Below are 19,588 nucleotides of genomic sequence, written 5' to 3'. Positions count from 1 at the left end.
CGTGCCGCGGTTGCGCGCTCTTACTTCTCGTACCAGACTGGCGGGTGAGCCAGCGGACCGCGTGCCTGCTCAAGCACCTCAGCGAGGGCAAACAGCGCCTCTTCGCCACCCGGACGCCCGACGAGTTGCACCGACACGGGCTGGCCGCTCTGTGACATCGTGACCGGCACCGAAATGGCGGGCAGCCCGGCAACATTGACCCAGCTCGTGTACGGCGCATATTGCACCTGCTGCGTGAAGTTCTTCTCGGCGTCTTCGGCGTCAAACCAGCCGACCGGGCGCGGGGACTGCGCGATCACCGGCGTCAGTACGGCGTCGTAGCCGCTGAAGGCAGCAATCGATTGCTTTTCGAAGACGCGCGCCGCGGCATAGGCACCGAGCAGGTGTTCGCTCGACAGCGCACGACCCTCTTCGATGAGCCAGCGCGTAATCGGCTCGACGTTTGCAAGCTTGGTGCCGTGCACGGGAATCCGCGCGGCACTCGCACGCCACAGCGTGCGGAACAGGTCGGGGTATCCGGTGGGCTGCCAGTGCGCCTCGGAGACCTCGGTTGCGGCCGTCAGCACGTCAGCCGCCCACGCCACGGCCGCGGCTGCGTCGTCGTCGAGTACGATGTCGGTGTCGTCATCCCACGGTGAAACGGTAGTGACGCCGACACGCAGGGTCGTCGGCAGCGCAACCTCGGGTGCGGACACCGCGTAGGGGAGCGGCGCTAGAGTACGCATGACGCCGTACAGGAAGCGAATGTCGGCGACGGAGCGCGCGAGTGGGCCGGAAACGGCAAGGCCATCGGGGGAGTCCAGGCCGGAACCAATGGGCATGCGGCCGCGGGAGGGCTTGAGGCCCACAATGCCAACGGTTGCGGCAGGAATGCGGATGGAGCCGCCGCCGTCAGACCCGGGAGCCCAGGGGAGGAGTCCGGCGGCGACCGCGGCTGCGGCACCACCGCTGGAACCACCGGCACCGGTCGAGAGATCCCACGGGTTGCGGGTCGGCGCGGAAACCGCCGACTCGGTGTACCCCGTCATGCCAAACTCGGGTGTCGCGGTCTTGCCGAGGCTGATGCCGCCGGTCGCGTCGAGCGCTGTGACGAGCGGATCGGAGGCTTCTGGCACGAACGAGCGGAACGCCGCTGACCCATAGCGGGTCGCGATGCCGGCGCGTGCCGAGAGGTCTTTGTCGCCAAATGGAACCGCCCACAGCGGCCCGCGCACAGCATCGGGAAGGACCGCGGCGAGGCGCTCGTGCGCGGCATCGGCGGTGACCTCAACAAAGGCACCCACGCGGTCGTTGTGTGCGGCAATACGTCGCAAATAGTGTTCCGTGACGATGCGCGGTGATACCGATCGCTGGTTCAGCTGACGGGCCAATCCGCGCGCGGAAATATCGTGAAGAACACTCATGACTCGAGCCTAGGGGTTTGCGACGGAGGTCAGATGGCGTATTCCGGCGCCATGAGCGCCTTGGTGTCTTCACCTGGGTGACGGTGTCGTGCCTTCGCCGGAATGCCGACCAGCACCGAGTGCTCTGGGGCATCCTTCGTTACAACGGCGTTGGCGCCAACAACTGAGTGCGCGCCAATGTTGATCGGCCCCAGCACCTTCGCCCCGGCGCCGATAGCAACGCCGTCACCGATTGTGGGGTGGCGCTTGCCCGGCGTCGAGGTGGTGCGGCCGCCGAGGGTGACGCCGTGATAGAGCATCACGTCGTCACCCACTTCGGCGGTCTCGCCGATCACGACGCCCGCGCCGTGATCGATGAAGAACCGGCGGCCAATGGTTGCGCCGGGGTGAATCTCAATGCCCGTCAAGAAGCGGGCAAACTGCGAGCCCGCGCGTGCGAGAAACCGTACGTTGCGTTGCCACAGCCAGTGGTTGACACGGTGCGCCCAAATCGCATGCAACCCGGGGTACAGAATCGCAATCTCGACCCCGTTTCGTGCCGCAGGGTCGCGTAATTTCGCGGCCCGCAGGTCTTCACGAAGTCGAGAAAGAATGCTCATGCATTAATCTTCGCGCAAATCCTCAAACAGGGCCGTGGAGAGGTATCGCTCGCCCGTGTCGGGAACAATCACAACGATCGTCTTGCCGGCGTTTTCCGGGCGCTTGGCCACCTCGAGTGCCGCCCAAATGGCCGCGCCAGACGACATGCCGACGAGCAGGCCCTCACGTGCCGCAACCTCGCGAGCGACGCGCAGCGCGTCATCGAACTCAACCGGAACAACCTCGTCCAGCACGCCGCGGTCAAGAATTTCGGGTACGAAGTTCGGGCCGATGCCCTGAATCTTGTGCGGACCGGGGTGGCCTTCGCTGAGCACCGGCGAGTCTTGGGGCTCAACAGCGACGACCTGAATGCCCGGAACCTTCTCCTTCAGCACCTGACCCACACCCGTGATCGTGCCACCGGTTCCGATGCCCGCAACAAAAATGTCAACGTTGCCCTCGGTGTCGCGCAGAATCTCTTCTGCGGTCGTGGCGCGGTGAATCGCCGGGTTCGCCTCGTTCTCAAACTGGCGTGCCCACACGGCACCCGGGGTGTTGGCAACGATCTGCTTCGCCTCTTCGACGGCGCCCGTCATGCCCTTCGTCGGGTCGGTCAGCACGAGCTCGGCGCCGAACGCCTTGAGCAGCAGGCGACGCTCCTTCGACATCGACGCCGGCATCGTCAGAATCACGCGGTAGCCCCGTGCAGCGCCGACGAGGGCGAGCGCGATGCCCGTGTTGCCCGACGTCGATTCGACCAGCGTGCCGCCGGGCTTGAGTTCACCCGAAGCCTCAGCCGCATTTACGAGCGCAATACCGAGGCGGTCCTTCACAGACGACCCGGGGTTGTAGAACTCGAGCTTCGCGAGCACGGTTGCTCCGACGCCCTCGGTGACCGCGTTCAAGCGAACGAGCGGGGTGTTGCCGAATGCCGTGGTGATGTCGGCGTGGATTCCAGCCATGATTGCCCTTTCGTGGCGTCGTCAAATGCGCGTTCAGAATAGGCTGTCTCGCTGAGCGGGAGGTAGGGATGTGACGAATTGCGTCAGGTCGAGGCAGCCGATCCGCGGAACCATGGGCTGAGGTCGCGGGTGCCGCGCCCGTAAACTGGGGGAGATGTCTGAACAGCCTGCCCCCGATGCGACCGTACCCGCCGTGCTGGCGGCGGCCCGTGAAACCCTCACCGCGGCGGGCGTCGCCGACCCCGCTGTTGACGCCGCACTGCTGTTGGCGCACGTGCTCGACACGTCTCGCGGGGACATCCAGCTGAAAGAGACGCTGGGCCACGTGCTGAGTGACGCCGAGCGTGACGCTTTTGCCGCCGTCATCACCCGCCGTGCCGCACGCGAACCTCTGCAACACATCACTGGTTCCGCACCGTTCCGCTACATGGAGCTTCTCGTGGGGCCCGGTGTTTTCGTGCCGCGGCCGGAGACCGAAATCGTGGCGCAATACGCGATTGACGCGTTGTGGGCGGTCGCCGCGCCTGAGCCCATCGCCGTCGACCTCGGCACCGGCTCCGGCGCCATCGCTCTCGCAATGGCCACCGAGGTTCCGCACTCCCGCGTGGTCGCCGTGGAGCGTTCGGTCGACGCACACGCATGGGCGGCGAAGAATGTTGCGCACGTGGGCGCCACCAACCTGGAGCTGCGCAACGGGAGCTTTGTCGACGCCCTTGACGATCTTGCTGGCACCGTCGCGGTGATCGCGTCGAACCCGCCCTACGTGCCTGCCGACGCGATTCCGCGTGATCTCGAGGTGCGACTGTACGACCCGAAAGAGGCGCTGTACAGCGGCGCTGATGGGCTCGATGACATTCGCGTCATCAGCGGTGTGGGCCTGCGGCTCGGCCACGCCGGATCGACAATTGTGCTCGAACACGGCGAGTGGCAGGGCGCGGATATTCGCGAAATCTTGACGAAAGACGGCTGGATGGCAGCGGCAACGCACCAAGACCTCACGATGCGCGATCGCGTCACCACTGCCGTTCACCCGTAATAGCCAGCCGCGCGCCCTAGAATGGCGAGGTCATGTCTTCTGTCTTTGACTGCCTCGATGCCTCCCAGCTCCTGCCTGCAATGCGTGCCGCGCGCACGACGATTGCCCGCGGTGAGCTCATCGTCTTGCCCACCGACACCGTGTACGGCGTCGGTGCTGATGCTTTTTCGCCGGCCGCGGTGAAACGCCTCCTGGAGGCGAAGGGTCGAGGCCGCAACCAGCCACCGCCAGTATTGGTCGGAACCACGGACGCGATGCGCGCACTGGTTGCGGAAGTTCCGGCCGAAGTGAGCGCTCTCGTTGAGCGTTTCTGGCCTGGCGCCCTCACTATCGTTCTGCCCGCACAACCGTCACTGACGTGGGACCTGGGTGACACGAAGGGCACCGTCGCTGTGCGTATGCCCGACAACACGATCGCTCGCGAACTGTTGCAGGAGACCGGTCCGCTCGCTGTTTCTAGTGCGAATCTGACCGGCCAGCCCGCCGCCAACACGATCGTCGAGGCGCAAAACATGCTCGCTGACAGCATCGGGGTGTATCTCGATGGCGGTGAGGCTGGAGCCGGTATGAGCTCGACCATCATCGACGCGACGCAACTTGTCGGCGGTGGTGAAGCTGAGCGCGTCGTTCGCGTTCTGCGCGAAGGCGGAATCACGCGCGCGCAGCTGCGCGATGTGCTGGGAGATGTGTTGGAGCCGGATCCCGCACCTGCGGAACCCGAAACCGGCGGCACATCTTGAGGCAGTACCTTTTCATCGTCATCCTGACCGCCGCGGTGACTTTCATCGTGGCGTGGGTGGTGTGGCACTTAAGTCACCGTTTCAAGATTTACCCCGGCATCCGCGAACGCGACGTTCACACGACGCCAACACCGCGCATCGGCGGTATTGCGATGTTTGTCGGCATCATGGTCGCCATCGCAATCTCCAGCCAGGTTCCGTTTTTTGACATCTTCTGGGAGAAGCCGACGGCCATTTGGGCCATCGTGATCGCTTCGACCCTCATCGTGCTGGTCGGTATCGCCGATGATCTCTGGGATCTCGACTGGATGATCAAGCTGGCGGCACAGTTCATCACCGCGAGCATCATCGCCTACGGCGGCCTGCAGATCTATTACCTGCCGTTGGGTGGCATCACTCTGCTGTCGAACTGGGTTCTCTTTGGACTCACGGTGATCGTCATCGTTGTGGTGATGAACGCGGTGAACTTCATCGATGGCCTGGACGGCCTCGTCGCGGGCGTCGTGCTGATCTCGAATGTCGTGTTCTTTCTGTACTCGTACATGTTTGTGCGTGACTTCGGCACATCAACGAACTCGTCACTCGCCACCTTTATCGCCGCCGCGATCATTGGTGCGTGTATTGGCTTCCTGCCGCTGAACTGGCGCCCCGCACGCCTGTTCATGGGAGACTCGGGCGCACTGCTGCTGGGTCTGCTGATGGCAACCAGTGCGATTGCGATCACGGGCGAAGCAAACCCGGAGGCGCTCAGCGACGCGATCAGCGATGACAAGCTGGGGGAGTCGCAGCTCATCGGTGCCTTCATCCCGATTCTGTTGCCGATCGTTGTCGTGATGCTCCCGCTCACCGACTTTGGGCTCGCCATATTGCGTCGTTTGCGAGCGGGCAAGTCGCCGTTCTCGCCCGACCGCAAGCACTTACACCACCGCATGCTTGACCATGGCCACACCGCCATGGAAGCGGTATTGATTTTCTATGCATGGACGGCAGTCGTTTGCCTGTCTGTCCTGCTCATGTACATCGCGACCCGTGATCGTTGGCCGGGGCTGTGGTGGGTTGGCGTCATCTTCGGAGTCGTCGGAATCCTCGCTTGCCTCGTCGTCACGATCATTCCCTCGCGCCGCCGCCAGATCCCCGCGCCCGACATGGAGGACGCCTCATGAACGCCCCAGCCCCCGTCGCCAGTAACCCCGTTCTGCGAATGACCCTGATCGTTGGTGGCATCGTTAACGCTCTCATCGCGGTCATTGGTGGCATCATCGGCTACCTGTTGGCGTCGCAAGACGGCATGTGGAGCGTCGTCGCTGGCGTGCTCTTCGGCTTTATCTTCCTCGCGATCACCGGAGCATCGATTCTGATTGCCAACCGGTGGAACGGAACCGACCTCTACGCCACGCTGTTCTTCGCCATTGTGCTGGGTGGCTGGCTCGTGAAGTTCGTGATCTTCCTGGTCGGATTCTTCCTGATCAAAGACCAGCCGTGGCTGCACAGCCAGATCTTCTACGTCGCCCTCGTCGTGACGGTGCTCGCGTCGCTCATCGTGGACGTCATTGTGATGCAGAAAATGCGCATCCCGATTGAGATTGCCCTGCCCGAAACGGTCGCTGACGACAACGAAGAAAACGACGTCGTCCAGCGCTCAAACCGAGAAGAAATTGATGACACAAATTCATCACCAAAAGAGGGCAATTAATATCCCTCTCGATTCGTGAGAATTACGAACTATTGCTAGGGTAGGAGAGTTCCCCTCGGCTGTGCGCACTGCTCTGCATGCGACCTGAGCCGGGATGATCCAGTCTCACCCATCGTCGCAGCACCTGTCTGTTGCCCCGAAGTTGGAGCCGCACCGTTGAACCACGCCGCGAGTCTTATCGCCGCTGCCGCCGCTGAAGGCGATGGCTTCCACTCACCGTCGATTTGGGAATTCTTCCCTGCGCCGGTCTTCCAAATCGGTGAGCTGGTTATTACCCGCATTCACCTGATCCAGTTCTTCGCAACCGCTGTTGTCGTGTTGCTGCTGGTTCTTGGCACTCGCAAGATGCGCGTCGTTCCCGGCCGCTTCCAGTCGATTGTCGAAATGGGCCTTGACTTCGTCCGCGTCAACATCGCGCACGACCTCCTGGGTAAGAAGGACGGCAACCGCTTCCTTCCCATCCTCACCACGATGTTCTTCATGATCCTGTTCATGAACCTCACCGGTGTGATCCCCTTCATGAACATCGCCGGCACCTCGATCATCGCGGTTCCGCTGTTGCTCGCGGTGATCTCCTACGTGACGTTCATCTACGCGGGTGTCAAGAAGAGCCCCGGTGGCTTCGTCAAGAACTCGCTGTTCCCGGCGGGTGTGCCCAAGGCGCTGTACCTGATCGTGACGCCGCTCGAGTTCATCTCGACGTTCATCATCCGCCCCGTCACGCTGACGCTGCGTCTTCTGATGAACATGATCGTCGGTCATCTGATGCTCGTTCTGTTCTTTGCAGCGACGCACTTCTTCTTCTTCTCTGCAGGGTCATGGTTCCCGATTCTCGGTGTCGGTACGCTGGCAGCCGGTTTCGCCTACACCCTCTTTGAAATCCTGGTGGCCTTCCTCCAGGCGTACGTCTTCACGATCCTGACTGCGGTCTACATCCAGCTCGCAGTCGCGGAAGAGCACTGAGCGGAGCGGCATAAGCCGTTCCTCCCAACGAAAGGAAAAACCCCGTGGACGCAACTACGGTTCTCGCTGAAGTCTCCGGCTCGATCTCGACCGTGGGCTACGGCCTCGCGGCAATCGGCCCCGCTATCGGTGTGGGTATCGTCGTCGGCAAGACGATCGAGGGTGTTGCACGTCAGCCTGAGCTGCAGGGTCGCCTGCAGGTCATGATGTGGATCGGTATCGCCTTCACCGAGGCACTCGCCTTCATCGGTATCGCCACGCACTTCATCTTCGCCGCGTAATTTCACTCGACTTCAGACAGGTAAGGAGACAGGATGCTTAACGCTCTTGTCCTGGCCGCAGAGGAAGCAGCGCCTAACCCGCTGATCCCCGCGTGGTACGACATCATCTGGTCGGCCGTCTGCTTCGTGATCATCCTCTTCGTTGTTTGGAAGGTTGCTCTCCCGAAGATGGCCGCGCTGCTTGATGCACGCTCGGCTGCCATCGAAGGCAACATTGCCAAGGCCGACGAAGCTCAGCGCCAGGCGGAAGCCGCGCTGGAGGAGTACACGGCTCAGCTCGCTAGCGCGCGCAAGGAAGCGGGAGACATCCGCGACTCGGCACGCGAAGACGGCAAGAAGATCGTTGCAGAGGCTAAGGAATCGGCTACCACTGAGGCAGCTCGCATCCAGGCCACGGCTCACGCACAGATCGAGGCGGAGCGTCAGACCGCTCTCGTTTCGCTCCGTAGCGAGGTCGGCACGCTCGCTCTTGACCTCGCAGGTAACGTCATCGGCGAAACGCTCGGCGACGACAAGAAGGCTCAGGGCGTCGTAGACCGCTTCCTGGCTGACCTCGAGGCCTCTGAGAAGGCAACCCGATAATGGGTAGCGCTACCACTCAGGCACTCGCGGCGTCAGCAGTAGCTCTCGACGCGCAGACCGTTGATCTGCAGACCGCAAACGAGCTGTTCGCAGCCGCTAAGGTTCTCGGATCCTCGAAGCAGCTGGGCGGAGCGCTTGCTGACCCCACCGCTTCGGTCGAGTCGCGTTCGCAGGTCGTTGCAACCGTCTTTGGCGCTCAGTTCCAGCCGGCAACGGTTGCGGCACTGACGGCAGCGGTATCGCAGCGCTGGTCGAACGCAGATGACCTCGTCGCAGGTATCGAAGACCTCGGCGTGCGCGCGGCATCGCGCGCCGCAGAGGGAGTCGACCTCGAAGGCGAGCTCTTCTCGGTCACCCGCCTCATCGCGGAGAACCCTGACCTTGAACTTGCCCTCGGCTCGCGCCTGGGTGCAAACGACGCGAAGGGCGAGCTCATCAGCAAGCTCCTCGCTGGCAAGGCCAGCGACGCGACGACTTCGATCGTCTCGGCGCTGGTGCAGGACCCGCGTGGTCGCCGCGTGCGCGCAATGCTTTCGCACGCGATGCGTCTGGTCGCACAGCAGCGTGGAGGAGTTGTCGCTACGGTGACGTCCGCTTCGCCGCTGGCAGCTGAGCAGCAGGAGCGCCTCACGGCCGCTCTGTCCAAGAGCTACGGCGGGCGCGTTTCGCTCAACGTCGTAATCGACTCCGCCGTCGTCGGTGGTCTGCGTGTGCAGATTGCAGATGACGTCATCGATGGCACGATTTCGTCGCGCATCGAGGACCTGCGCCAGAAGCTCGCAGGCTAATACGACTTCCCGCGAAAGCGGAGAATTTCGGGGCGTCAAGCCCCACAAAACGAAGGAAGACAATGGCAGACCTCTCCATCAGCCCCGACGTCATCCGTGACGCGCTGAAAGATTTCGTCGCCGCCTACGAGCCCGCAGGCGCTGCGGCGACCGAAGTCGGCACCGTCGTTGACGCTGCCGACGGCATCGCCCACGTTGAGGGCCTGCCCGGCGTCATGGCTAACGAGCTCGTTCGCTTCGCAGACGGCACCCTCGGCCTCGCCCAGAACCTGGACGAGAACGAGATCGGTGTTGTTGTGCTCGGCGAATTCTCGGGTATTGAAGCAGGACAGGAAGTCACCCGCACGGGTGAAGTCCTCTCCGTTCCCGTCGGCGACGGCTACCTCGGCCGCGTCGTTGACCCGCTGGGTCAGCCGATCGACGGTCTTGGCGACATCGCATCCGAAGGACGCCGCGCGCTTGAGCTTCAGGCTCCGGGCGTTATGCAGCGTAAGTCGGTTCACGAGCCGATGCAGACCGGTATCAAGGCAATCGACGCGATGATCCCCGTTGGCCGTGGCCAGCGTCAGCTCATCATTGGTGACCGCCAGACCGGTAAGACCGCTATCGCGATCGACACCATCATCAACCAGAAGGCCAACTGGGAATCGGGCGACGTTAACAAGCAGGTTCGCTGCATCTACGTCGCAATCGGTCAGAAGGGCTCGACCATCGCCTCGGTTAAGGGCGCGCTGGAAGAGGCTGGCGCCATGGAGTACACGACGATCGTCGCAGCTCCCGCGTCTGACCCGGCCGGCTTCAAGTACCTGGCTCCCTACACGGGCTCTGCCATTGGTCAGCACTGGATGTACGGCGGCAAGCACGTCCTCATCATCTTCGATGACCTGTCGAAGCAGGCTGAGGCTTACCGCGCCGTTTCGCTCCTCCTTCGTCGTCCGCCGGGTCGTGAGGCTTACCCGGGTGACGTCTTCTACCTGCACTCGCGTCTGCTCGAGCGTTGTGCAAAGCTCTCGGACGAGCTGGGCGCGGGTTCCATGACCGGTCTTCCGATCATCGAGACCAAGGCAAACGACGTCTCCGCATACATTCCGACCAACGTGATTTCGATCACCGACGGCCAGATCTTCCTCCAGTCGGACCTCTTCAACGCTAACCAGCGTCCCGCCGTTGACGTGGGTATCTCGGTTTCGCGTGTTGGTGGTGATGCTCAGGTGAAGTCGATCAAGAAGGTCTCCGGTACGTTGAAGCTTGAGCTGGCTCAGTACCGCTCACTCGAGGCATTCGCGATGTTTGCATCGGACCTCGACGCAGCTTCGCGTCGCCAGCTGGCACGTGGTGCCCGCCTAACCGAGCTCCTCAAGCAGTCGCAGTACTCGCCGTACCCGGTTGAAGAGCAGGTCGTTTCGATCTGGGCTGGTACCAATGGCAAACTCGACACGATCGAAGTTGAAGATGTTCTTCCCTTCGAGCGCGAGCTGCTGGACTACGTTCGCCGCAACACCGAGATCCTGACGCGTCTGCGTGAGACCAACGTTCTCGATGATGCAACGGTTGACGAGCTCAACACCGTGACCGACAAGTTCATCCTTGAGTTCAACGGTGGCAAGGGTCAGGCAATTGACGGTCTCGGCCGTGAAGAGCACGACGCAGCAAACGCTGAAGACGTGAACCAGGAGCAGATCGTCAAGGGTCGCCGGGCGTAAGCCGGGCGGAAAGAAACGATAATGGGCGCTCAACTCCGGGTCTACAAGCAGAAGATCTCTTCTGCTCAGACCACGAAGAAGATCACGAAGGCGATGGAACTCATCGCGGCTTCGCGCATCCAGAAGGCCATGGCCCGCGTTCGCGCGGCCTCGCCTTTCGCGCGGGCCGTGACGCGTGCCGTTTCCGCCGTGGCCACTAACTCCAACGTCGATCACCCGCTGACTCGTGAGCCCGAGCAGATCCGCCGCTCTGCGGTCGTGGTTTTCACGGCAGACCGCGGCCTGGCCGGCGCGTTCAACTCGCAGATCCTCCGCGAGGCTCTCGAGGTCGCTGAAATGCTCAAGGAGCAGGGGCGCGAGGTGGTGTACTACCTCGTTGGTCGCAAGGCCGTCGGTTACTTCCAGTTCCGCAAAATGGACTGGGAAGCCGACTGGGTTGGTGACACTGATAACCCCGCGTTTGAGACTGCCGAAGCGATTTCGGCAGCCATCCTCGACTCGTTCCGCAAGGACTACGCTGACGGCGGCGTCGACGAGATTCACCTCGTTTACAACCGCTTCGTCAGCATGATGACGCAGTCGCCTGAGAACGTCCGCCTTCTCCCGTTGGAGATCGTGGAGGCCGACGAAGCAGAAGCTGCGTCGACTCAGGTGTACCCGTTGTACGAATTCGAGCCGGATGCTGACCAGGTTCTCGACTCGATCCTGCCTGTCTACATCCAGAGCCGCGTCTACAACGCGCTCCTGCAGTCGGCTGCTGCAAAGCACGCCGCCACGCAGAAGGCGATGAAGTCGGCAAGTGACAACGCAGACAAGCTCATCACGGACTACACCCGCCTCCGCAACAACGCGCGCCAGGCAGAGATTACGCAGCAGATCGCCGAGATCGTCGGCGGCGCGGACGCTCTGGCGTCCTAAAGACCATCACGAAAGAGAAGACCATGACTGACACCGCCACGGCAGCTCAGACTGCGGTCGTCGGGCGCGTCGCACGCGTTACGGGACCGGTTGTCGATATCGAGTTCCCGCACGACTCGATTCCCGGCATTTACAACGCACTCAAGACCACCATCACGATCGGCGAAGAGTCGACTGAGATCACGCTCGAGGTTGCGCAGCACCTCGGCGACGATCTCGTTCGTGCCATCGCCCTGAAGCCTACCGACGGCATTGTCCGCGGCCAGGAGGTGCGCGACACCGGTGAGCCGATCATGGTTCCGGTCGGTGACGTCACCAAGGGAAAGGTGTTCAACGCAACGGGTGAGGTTCTGAACCTCGCTCCCGGCGAGACCATCGAGGTCACCGAGCGTTGGGGCATCCACCGCAAGGCACCCGCCTTCGACCAGCTTGAGTCGAAGACCACCATGTTCGAGACCGGTATCAAGGTCATCGACCTGCTGACCCCCTACGTTCAGGGTGGAAAGATCGGTCTGTTCGGTGGTGCAGGTGTCGGTAAGACCGTCCTTATCCAGGAAATGATTCAGCGCGTCGCACAGGACCACGGTGGTGTGTCCGTGTTCGCCGGTGTTGGTGAGCGTACCCGTGAGGGTAACGACCTGATCCACGAAATGGAAGAAGCAGGCGTCTTCGACAAGACGGCCCTTGTCTTCGGCCAGATGGATGAGCCGCCGGGAACGCGTCTGCGCGTTGCACTGTCGGCACTCACCATGGCTGAGTACTTCCGTGATGTGCAGGGCCAGGACGTTCTGCTCTTCATCGACAACATCTTCCGCTTCACGCAGGCAGGTTCTGAGGTTTCGACCCTGCTGGGCCGCATGCCTTCGGCCGTGGGCTACCAGCCCAACCTTGCTGACGAGATGGGTGTGCTCCAGGAGCGCATCACCTCGACGCGCGGTCACTCGATTACGTCGCTGCAGGCAATTTACGTTCCTGCTGATGACTACACCGACCCGGCACCGGCTACGACGTTCGCGCACCTTGACGCAACGACCGAGCTCAGCCGTGAGATCGCGTCGAAGGGTCTGTACCCGGCTGTGGATCCGCTGACCTCGACGTCGCGTATCCTCGACCCGCGTTACATCGGTGCCGACCACTACCGTGTGGCAACCGCTGTCAAGCAGATCCTGCAGAAGAACAAGGAGCTCCAGGAGATCATCGCCATCCTCGGTGTCGACGAGCTCTCTGAAGAAGACAAGATCGTCGTGGCACGTGCACGTCGCATCCAGCAGTTCCTCTCGCAGAACACCTACATGGCGAAGAAGTTCACCGGTGTTGAGGGTTCGACGGTTCCGATCAAAGAGACCATCGAGTCGTTCGACGCTATCGTCAAGGGTGAGTTTGACCACGTAGCCGAGCAGGCATTCTTCAACGTCGGTGGCATCTCCGACGTCGAAGAGCAGTGGGCGAAGATCCAGAAGGAGAACGGCTGAGATGGCCCTCAACGTGAGCCTCGTCTCTGCTGACGCAGAGGTCTGGACGGGAGAGGCGTCGCTGGTCGTCGCTAAGACCGTCGAAGGCGAAATCGGGTTCATGACCGGCCACGAGCCTGTGCTGGCAATCCTCGCCGAAGGTCAGGTGCGTATCACCACCTCCGCCGGCGAAAAGGTTACGGCTACCGCGAAGGACGGATTCCTCTCCATGGAGGGTTCCACCGTCACGATTGTTGCTGGCCACGCCGCACTCGTCTCCTGATTGACTAGTCAAAAAGCCGCCCGCCGGGTATCCGGTGGGCGGCTTTTTGCATCACAAGGTAAGCCATGCTGATTCTTCTTCCGCCCTCCGAAACCAAGCGTCCCGATGGTTCCGGAGCCCCACTAGATCTCGCGAAACTGCGGTTGCCTTCATTGGAGCCACAACGTCGCGCTGCGCTTGATGCTCTCGTCGCGCTGAGCGCTGACGAGAGCGAAACCGCGCGCGTTCTCAAGCTATCGCCGCGCCAGCTGGGCGAGGTTGCGACCAATGCGGCGCTGTGGGCGTCGCCGACGATGCCTGCGATGGACCGCTACACCGGGGTGTTGTTTGATGCGTTGGATGCGGAGTCGCTGTCGGAGTCCGCGCGTTCGTGGCTTGCGGAACACGTATTGATTCACTCGGCACCGTTCGGCCTTGTGGGTGCGGCAGACGCTATTCCCTCGTATCGGCTCGGAGCCGGTGTGCGACTTCCTGGCCTCACGCCGATGAAGAAGCATTGGAACGAAGCCGTCACGACCGCGCTGGCTGCTGAGCAGGCACCATTTGTGCTTGATCTTCGTAGCGAAGCGTATGTTGCGCTCGGATCGGTGCCTGCAGGAACGCCGTCGGCGTTCGTGCGCGTGGTCACGCGTGGTGAGGGCGGGGAAGTGCGCGCGCTGAACCACTTCAACAAGCACGCGAAGGGCGCCCTGGTGCGCGTGTTGGCCGAGTCGGAGCCGGTGCTGTCATCGGCGGCAGACCTGCTTGATTGGGCGGCGCAGCACGGCGTGGAGCTGACAGCGGGGGAGCACGAGTGGCAGCTCGTGACTGGGTGACAACAAAACTGTCCCCAATCCCCACGTCGTTACGGACGCGCGCCCGGCGTGTCCTTTAGGATTAGTACACCGGTGCAGTCCCGCGCTGGCAACACTATGTATGGGGGTTTCGGCCGTGGCCAACGCCGTTGACGCAACCGCAACCCAGAGCTTGACGCTCGCTAGTGGCGATGAGGTCACGCTGTCGTGGTACGGAACCACAGACACGGGTCGCCGACGCGAGTCAAACCAAGACGCCTTCCTCACCGCGTTTCCGCTGTTCGTCGTCGCCGACGGCATGGGCGGCCACATTGGCGGCGAGATTGCCTCGGCAAGCACCGTCGATCGCTTGCGCGCAATGGTGAAAAAGGGTGAAGTATCGCCCATCACGATTGAAAAGGCCCTGACAAAAGCTGTTGCTGACATTGCGGCGCATCCGGAAACGACCGATGAAGGCACCGGAACAACGCTGACGGGTATTTACCTCGATACTGACGCTGCCACCGAGTCATGGGTCACCCTCAACATTGGTGACTCCCGGGTCTATCTGCTTCGTGACGGCGGACTCACTCAGCTCACGACGGATCACTCTGTTGTGCAAGAGCTGATGGCAGCTGGCCGCCTGAGCGCAGAAGAGGCAGAGAATCACCCGTACGGCAACGTCATTACTCGTGCCGTCGGGCCGAGTGAAAGCGTGTCACCCGACTACGTTCGCGTCGAAATTGTTGATGGCGACCGCTTCGTGATCTGCTCTGACGGGCTCACGAAAGAACTCACCGATTACGGCATCGGCCACTTTTTGGCGCAGAACCCTGACCCGCGCGACGCTGTTGACGCGATGCTGAAGGCCGCACTCGAAAACGGTGGCCGCGACAATGTGACGCTCATCGTCGTTGACGTCACGCGTTCCTCCACAGCCGAGTAGTTCTCGCGGGTTCTCCCCGCGCCACCGGATTCGCCGCCCGCCGTTGTTGCCGCGTCGCACGATGGAGGCATGAGTTATGTCCTCACGTCACCACAGCCGACAGCAGACGCGCCGCTGACGCTTCCGGCGCCACCCGCACCGCGCAAGCGCTCTGCGATCCCGCTCGCTGCCGCCGTGGTTCCGATTCTCGGCGGCGTCGGTATGTACGCGCTCACGCAGTCCGTGATTGCCCTCATGTTTGCGGCGCTCGGGCCGATCATGCTGGTCGCGACGATGATGGACGCGGCTCGCGGCAAGCGCGCCGACGAGCGGCGCTATCGCAAGCAGATTCGTCGGGCGGTTGCTGAGGTGACAACGCAGATCGATGCGCAGCACGCCACCGAACGCGATATTCGTTGGCACACGCACCCCGACGTGGCGCGACTGGCGGAGCGCGAAGAAGAGTTCTGGCGGGTGCATCCGCAGCGCGAGGGCACGGTGGTGGTGGGCTCCGGAACCATGGGGCTGAGCCTTGATGTGGCGCGCGGTGTTGAGGGGGAGGAGGCGCAGAAGCTGCGTAGCTATGCGATGGCGTTGCAGGGCGCGCCGCTCGTGTTGCCGCTCGATGGCGGCATTTGTGTGCGGGGCGAGCCGCTCGTGGCGAAAGCCGTGCTACGGGCACTCGTGGTGCAAGCCTGCTGCACGCATGCCCCCGACGCATTGCGGCTCGTGCTGGGCGATCATGCCGAGGAGTGGATGACGGCGCTCCCGCACGTACGGTACTCGAACGCCGAGCGTGTGCTGGCGATTGCGGCCACCGATCCGGTTCCGTCGGCGTTGTCACTGAGCTGGTGTCGTCCCGCAGACGCCCTGCCCGCCGGGTGTCGCACCGTCATCGAAGTTGGCGCCGATCTGCGAGGCACGGTCGGCCGTGATTCGCTGCAGCACGACGTGTGTTCCGAAGCTCTCTCGCGCTCGCAAGCAGCGGCGTTCGCGCAGGCGCTGGCGGCGAAGGCTGATGAATCACGCACGATCGAATCCATCGTCCACTTCGCCGATTTGGCGCAGCATCCAGGCGTCGCGCATCGCGAACTTCCGGTCACGATCGGTCGCTCGGGCACCGCGCCCGTCACGCTCGACATCGTGACCGACGGGCCACACGCCGTGGTGGTCGGAACCACGGGGTCGGGTAAGAGCGAATTGCTGGTGAGCTGGGCGCTCGCCCTGTGTGAGGCGTACACACCTGACGAAGTGACGCTACTGCTGGCTGATTTCAAGGGCGGCACGGCGTTTGATCCGTTGCTCGTGCTGCCTCACGTCACCGGTATTCTCACCGACCTGAACGGAGCGCTGGCGCGGCGAGCAGTGCTGAGCCTGCAGGCTGAGATTCGGCGTCGCGAGAGCGCGATCGCGTCTGTCGGTGCCCGCGACATCACCGATGAGAGGGTGAGTCTGTCACGCCTCGTCATCATCGTCGATGAGTTCGCGGCGATGCTACGGCAATTGCCCGAACTCGACGCCGTCTTCACCGATATCGCGGCCCGTGGGCGTGCGCTGGGCATGCACCTCGTTCTGGGCGCACAGCGCGTCGCCGGAACCATTCGTGATGCCACGCTCGCAAACACCCCGTTGCGCATCGCGTTGCGGGTCACTGACGCGACCGATGCCCGCACCATCATCGGGGCAGATGACGCTGCTCAAATCAGCGGTGGGGTTGAAGGCAAGGGTGTCGCGTTTGTGCGCCGCGCGGCCGATGCGGTGCCGCAGCGGTTCCGGAGTGCGCTGAGCTCGCCCGAGGACATCACGCGGTTGGTCGCGCGATACCCACGTGCGGTGCGGGAAGAATCGTGGTGGGAGCCGCTACCGCCGCAAGTGACGGTGGCTGACCTGCCCACGCCCGCACGCGGTATTGCTGTGGGCGTCGCCGATGACACCGAAAATCTCCGGCGGGTGCCGGTCGTGATCGAGCCGGGTGTCGAACGCGGCTGGTGGGTGCTGGGTGGGCCGCGGAGCGGCAAGACGTCACTGGTCGACCTGCTGGTGCAGAGTCACCCTGACACCGTTCGTATTCCGGCTGACCTTGAGCTCGCGTGGGACCGCCTCGAGTCGCTGGCGATGTTGCCGGCGTCGCTCGTGGTGTGGGATGACGTCGATGCCGCACTCGCTGGTTGGCCCGAGCCCTTTACCCGCGAAGCGAGCGAACGGCTCGAACAGCTCGTGCGCGCAGCGGGCTCTCGGAGCCAAACCTGGGTACTCACCGCGCAGCGGGCGTCCGGTGTTTTGTCTCGGATCGCCGACCTTCTTCCCGGGCGGGTGCTCCTTGCGGTACCCAGCAAGCTTGATCACATTGCGGCGGGCGGAACCTCAACCGATCACGACCCGCGCAAACCTCCCGGCCGCGCGCTCATGGCCGGTGCCGAAGTGCAGTTTGCGTTGCCCTCACCGCAGCCAGCAGTGCCGTTGTCTGATTCGGCACCGGAGTTTCGTCCGCGAACGGGCCCCGTGGGGCTCGTGGCGCGCGGGGCACAACAACACGTGGCGGCACTGCGCGACGAGTGGGGAGCGGGGTGGAAGTTTGTCCCCGTTAGTGAGGCGCAGACGAATGATCAAGAAACGATCGATCGCACCATCTTTGTGGGCGACCCGGAACAGTTCCAACGAGCCTGGGCAACCCTCGAACTGCTCCGCAACTCCGGCACCCTCGTTATCGCCGCCGAATGCCTCGCAGACGTTCGCCTTCTGACCGGAGAGCGCGCCGCCCCGCCGTTTGCCCGCCCCGGCCGCTGGTGGGAGTTCCGCACAGGCACCCGCCCCCGCCGCGTCCGCCTTGCCACCCCCGACCGTTGAGCGGGGGGAGGAAACCTCTGCTTAAGCTGCGGCGGCGGTGACGCGAATGCGTCCGACGGGCTGGCCAGCGCCGAGCACGTCAAGGTTGAGAGCCGCTTCCAGGTCCGCGATCTGCGCGTCGGTGCATGCGCCAGCACGGGCCAGCAGCGTGGCGGCCACGATCGAGTTCGCACGCGGGTTACCGTCGACCATCTTCAGGGCCACGGTCGTGCCGTTCGGGGCGACCATCACCTGAACGCCCTCAGCGCCAACCTTCGAGAAGACACCGAGCGTTTCAATCGCGATCGCGTCGTCACGGCCCGGGCCGGAAATTGCCCACGGGTTCTCGCGAACAGCGCGCACGAGCGCGCCGGCCGAACGGTACATTGCGAACGGCGACCGCTCGCTTGCCGTGCCGATGCGGTGCAGCGCGCGAGCAAGGCCGTGCAGACTCATGCCGTATACCGGAGCGCCACATCCGTCGACTGCGGTGATCGTCATCTTTTCGCCCGTGAGACGCTCAATGAGTTCACGCGTGTGAACCTGTAGCGGGTGCTGCGGGTCAAGGTAGCCCTTGGTGGGCCATTCGTTGGCAACGCACGTCATCAGCATCGCGGCGTGCTTGCCCGAGCAGTTCATGCGAACGCGAGCCTGCGGCAGCGCATCACGCAGCATGTGCGCGTAGGCGTCGGTGTCGCTGGGGTAAGCGACGGGGCACTCGAGGTCATCCTCGGTCAAGCCCACCGACTGCAGCATCGAGCGCACCACCTCAACGTGGCGGTCGGTGCCGGAGTGCGATGCCGTCGACAGCGCGAGTGCTTCGCCGGTGAGCTCCAGGCCCGCCGTGGCGCACGCAAGCGACTGCAGCGGCTTCATGCTCGAGCGCGGTAGCACGGGAGCGGTGATGTTGCCGTACGACGCCAGAATCTCGCCATCGGGGGAGAGCACGACCGCGGAGCCCGCATGACGCGACTCGGCGAATCCGCTCCGTTCCACAACGGCGAGTTCAACAGCTTCGGTTACGGCAAATGTTTCAGACACAACATCAAGCCTAACGCGCGCACCGTGCCAAACTAGGCGCATGGCTGAGCACCACTACACCGCCACGGCAACGTGGACGGGAAACAACGGAACCGGCACGAGCGGCTACCGCGACTACGCCCGCAGTGTCACGCTCGAAGTCGCCGGCAAGCCCGACCTTCTCGCCTCAGCCGATCGTCCGTTTCGCGGTGACCCCACGCGGTGGAACCCCGAGGATCTCCTCATGTCGGCGCTCGCCGAATGTCACCTACTGAGTTACCTCCACGCATGCGTGACGAGGGGCGTCGTTGTCACGAGTTACCGTGATGAAGCGACCGGAACCATGGTGCAGGAGGGCAACGGCGGTCACTTCAGCGAAGTGGTGCTGCACCCGCACGTGACGGTTGCCGATGAGTCAATGATCGACGACGCGCTTGCCGCGCATCACGATGCCCACGAATGGTGCTTCATCGCGTCAAGCGTCAACTTCCCGGTGCGGCACAAAGCCACGATCACCGTCGGCTAACCGAACGCCGCCTAGCTGTACTGACCTCGACCGTTGTTGATTCGGTCGATGGGGGTCTTGCCTCCGATGCCGAGGTGGTGCCTGTCTAGGTTGTAGTGGTCGAGCCAGGTCGTCAAGGCGGCGGCTCGGTCGTCGT

At 63.1% G+C, this 19,588-nt stretch carries 20 protein-coding genes and 1 pseudogene; 16 read left to right on the top strand and 5 right to left on the bottom strand.

The genetic code is table 11. The features are described from left to right. Window positions 1–20: 20 nt before the first annotated feature. The 3 genes from ACQUSY_RS11510 to cysK are packed head-to-tail and all read right to left on the bottom strand — an operon-like array spanning window position 21 to window position 2,944. Window positions 21–1,403 (bottom strand): amidase, encoded by a 1,383-nt coding sequence (locus ACQUSY_RS11510; RefSeq protein ID WP_428904618.1) that lies wholly within the window; start codon window positions 1,401–1,403, stop codon window positions 21–23. 29 nt (window positions 1,404–1,432) lie between these two features. After that, window positions 1,433–2,002, bottom strand: coding sequence for a serine O-acetyltransferase EpsC (epsC, locus tag ACQUSY_RS11505; RefSeq protein ID WP_428904617.1), 570 nt, complete (start codon window positions 2,000–2,002; stop codon window positions 1,433–1,435). Window positions 2,003–2,005: 3 nt separating this feature from the next. After that, entirely contained in the window at window positions 2,006–2,944 is a 939-nt protein-coding gene (cysK, locus tag ACQUSY_RS11500; RefSeq protein ID WP_428904616.1) for a cysteine synthase A, read from the bottom strand. A 154-nt stretch (window positions 2,945–3,098) separates the two neighbouring features. On the opposite strand from cysK, the gene prmC reads away from it, so the two are divergent. The 15 genes from prmC (at window position 3,099) to ACQUSY_RS11425 (ending at window position 17,927) form a co-directional block, all read left to right on the top strand. Next, window positions 3,099–3,980 carry a peptide chain release factor N(5)-glutamine methyltransferase gene (gene prmC, locus ACQUSY_RS11495; protein ID WP_428904615.1) on the top strand — a complete coding sequence of 294 codons (882 nt, stop codon included), beginning with the start codon at window positions 3,099–3,101 and terminating at the stop codon, window positions 3,978–3,980. Window positions 3,981–4,012: 32 nt separating this feature from the next. After that, the gene (locus ACQUSY_RS11490; RefSeq protein WP_428904614.1) at window positions 4,013–4,720 is read left to right on the top strand and encodes an L-threonylcarbamoyladenylate synthase; all 708 of its coding nucleotides are present in this window, start codon (window positions 4,013–4,015) and stop codon (window positions 4,718–4,720) included. Beyond that, the gene (locus ACQUSY_RS11485; RefSeq protein ID WP_428904613.1) at window positions 4,717–5,883 is read left to right on the top strand and encodes an MraY family glycosyltransferase; all 1,167 of its coding nucleotides are present in this window, start codon (window positions 4,717–4,719) and stop codon (window positions 5,881–5,883) included. Before ACQUSY_RS11490 ends, ACQUSY_RS11485 begins: the two co-directional genes overlap by 4 nt. Continuing rightward, window positions 5,880–6,413, top strand: coding sequence for a Cg1360 family ATP-synthase-associated protein (locus ACQUSY_RS11480; protein ID WP_428904612.1), 534 nt, complete (start codon window positions 5,880–5,882; stop codon window positions 6,411–6,413). Before ACQUSY_RS11485 ends, ACQUSY_RS11480 begins: the two co-directional genes overlap by 4 nt. 156 nt (window positions 6,414–6,569) lie before the next feature. Then, entirely contained in the window at window positions 6,570–7,376 is an 807-nt protein-coding gene (gene atpB, locus ACQUSY_RS11475; protein ID WP_428904611.1) for a F0F1 ATP synthase subunit A, read from the top strand. Window positions 7,377–7,420: 44 nt separating this feature from the next. Then, window positions 7,421–7,657, top strand: coding sequence for an ATP synthase F0 subunit C (atpE, locus tag ACQUSY_RS11470; RefSeq protein WP_428904610.1), 237 nt, complete (start codon window positions 7,421–7,423; stop codon window positions 7,655–7,657). Window positions 7,658–7,690: 33 nt separating this feature from the next. Further along, window positions 7,691–8,239: a F0F1 ATP synthase subunit B gene (locus ACQUSY_RS11465; RefSeq protein ID WP_428904609.1), complete on the top strand. Its 549-nt coding sequence runs from the start codon at window positions 7,691–7,693 to the stop codon at window positions 8,237–8,239. After that, the gene (locus ACQUSY_RS11460; protein ID WP_428904608.1) at window positions 8,239–9,027 is read left to right on the top strand and encodes a F0F1 ATP synthase subunit delta; all 789 of its coding nucleotides are present in this window, start codon (window positions 8,239–8,241) and stop codon (window positions 9,025–9,027) included. Before ACQUSY_RS11465 ends, ACQUSY_RS11460 begins: the two co-directional genes overlap by 1 nt. A gap of 62 nt (window positions 9,028–9,089) precedes the next feature. After that, window positions 9,090–10,730 carry a F0F1 ATP synthase subunit alpha gene (gene atpA / locus ACQUSY_RS11455; RefSeq protein WP_428904607.1) on the top strand — a complete coding sequence of 547 codons (1,641 nt, stop codon included), beginning with the start codon at window positions 9,090–9,092 and terminating at the stop codon, window positions 10,728–10,730. A 21-nt stretch (window positions 10,731–10,751) separates the two neighbouring features. Beyond that, a complete protein-coding gene (locus tag ACQUSY_RS11450; RefSeq protein ID WP_428904606.1) occupies window positions 10,752–11,648 on the top strand; it encodes a F0F1 ATP synthase subunit gamma in 897 nt (298 codons plus the stop codon). 23 nt (window positions 11,649–11,671) lie between these two features. Further along, window positions 11,672–13,120 (top strand): F0F1 ATP synthase subunit beta, encoded by a 1,449-nt coding sequence (gene atpD / locus ACQUSY_RS11445; protein WP_428904605.1) that lies wholly within the window; start codon window positions 11,672–11,674, stop codon window positions 13,118–13,120. Window position 13,121: 1 nt separating this feature from the next. Continuing rightward, a complete protein-coding gene (locus ACQUSY_RS11440) occupies window positions 13,122–13,382 on the top strand; it encodes a F0F1 ATP synthase subunit epsilon (RefSeq protein ID WP_217337955.1) in 261 nt (86 codons plus the stop codon). A gap of 65 nt (window positions 13,383–13,447) precedes the next feature. Continuing rightward, a complete protein-coding gene (locus tag ACQUSY_RS11435; protein ID WP_428904604.1) occupies window positions 13,448–14,197 on the top strand; it encodes a YaaA family protein in 750 nt (249 codons plus the stop codon). A gap of 115 nt (window positions 14,198–14,312) precedes the next feature. Continuing rightward, window positions 14,313–15,101 carry a PP2C family protein-serine/threonine phosphatase gene (locus ACQUSY_RS11430; RefSeq protein ID WP_428904603.1) on the top strand — a complete coding sequence of 263 codons (789 nt, stop codon included), beginning with the start codon at window positions 14,313–14,315 and terminating at the stop codon, window positions 15,099–15,101. Between the two features lie 69 nt (window positions 15,102–15,170). Next, a complete protein-coding gene (locus ACQUSY_RS11425) occupies window positions 15,171–17,927 on the top strand; it encodes an FtsK/SpoIIIE domain-containing protein (protein ID WP_428904602.1) in 2,757 nt (918 codons plus the stop codon). A 21-nt stretch (window positions 17,928–17,948) separates the two neighbouring features. Here the strand turns inward: ACQUSY_RS11425 and ACQUSY_RS11420 are convergent, their stop codons facing one another. Then, on the bottom strand, window positions 17,949–18,947 hold the full coding sequence (locus tag ACQUSY_RS11420) for an asparaginase (protein ID WP_428904601.1): 999 nt from the start codon (window positions 18,945–18,947) through the stop codon (window positions 17,949–17,951). A gap of 40 nt (window positions 18,948–18,987) precedes the next feature. Here ACQUSY_RS11420 and ACQUSY_RS11415 point away from each other — a divergent pair, with 40 nt between their 5' ends. Beyond that, on the top strand, window positions 18,988–19,452 hold the full coding sequence (locus ACQUSY_RS11415) for an OsmC family protein (RefSeq protein ID WP_428904600.1): 465 nt from the start codon (window positions 18,988–18,990) through the stop codon (window positions 19,450–19,452). 11 nt (window positions 19,453–19,463) lie between these two features. Here ACQUSY_RS11415 and ACQUSY_RS11410 read toward each other — a convergent pair. Next, window positions 19,464–19,588, bottom strand: a pseudogene (locus tag ACQUSY_RS11410) (IS481 family transposase); the annotation flags it as partial.

This window comes from Microbacterium daqui (genome assembly GCF_050408675.1).
GTDB lineage: Bacteria > Actinomycetota > Actinomycetes > Actinomycetales > Microbacteriaceae > Microbacterium.
The sequence above is the reverse complement of the archived record's forward strand: the minus strand, read 5'-3'. Positions and strand labels throughout refer to the sequence as shown.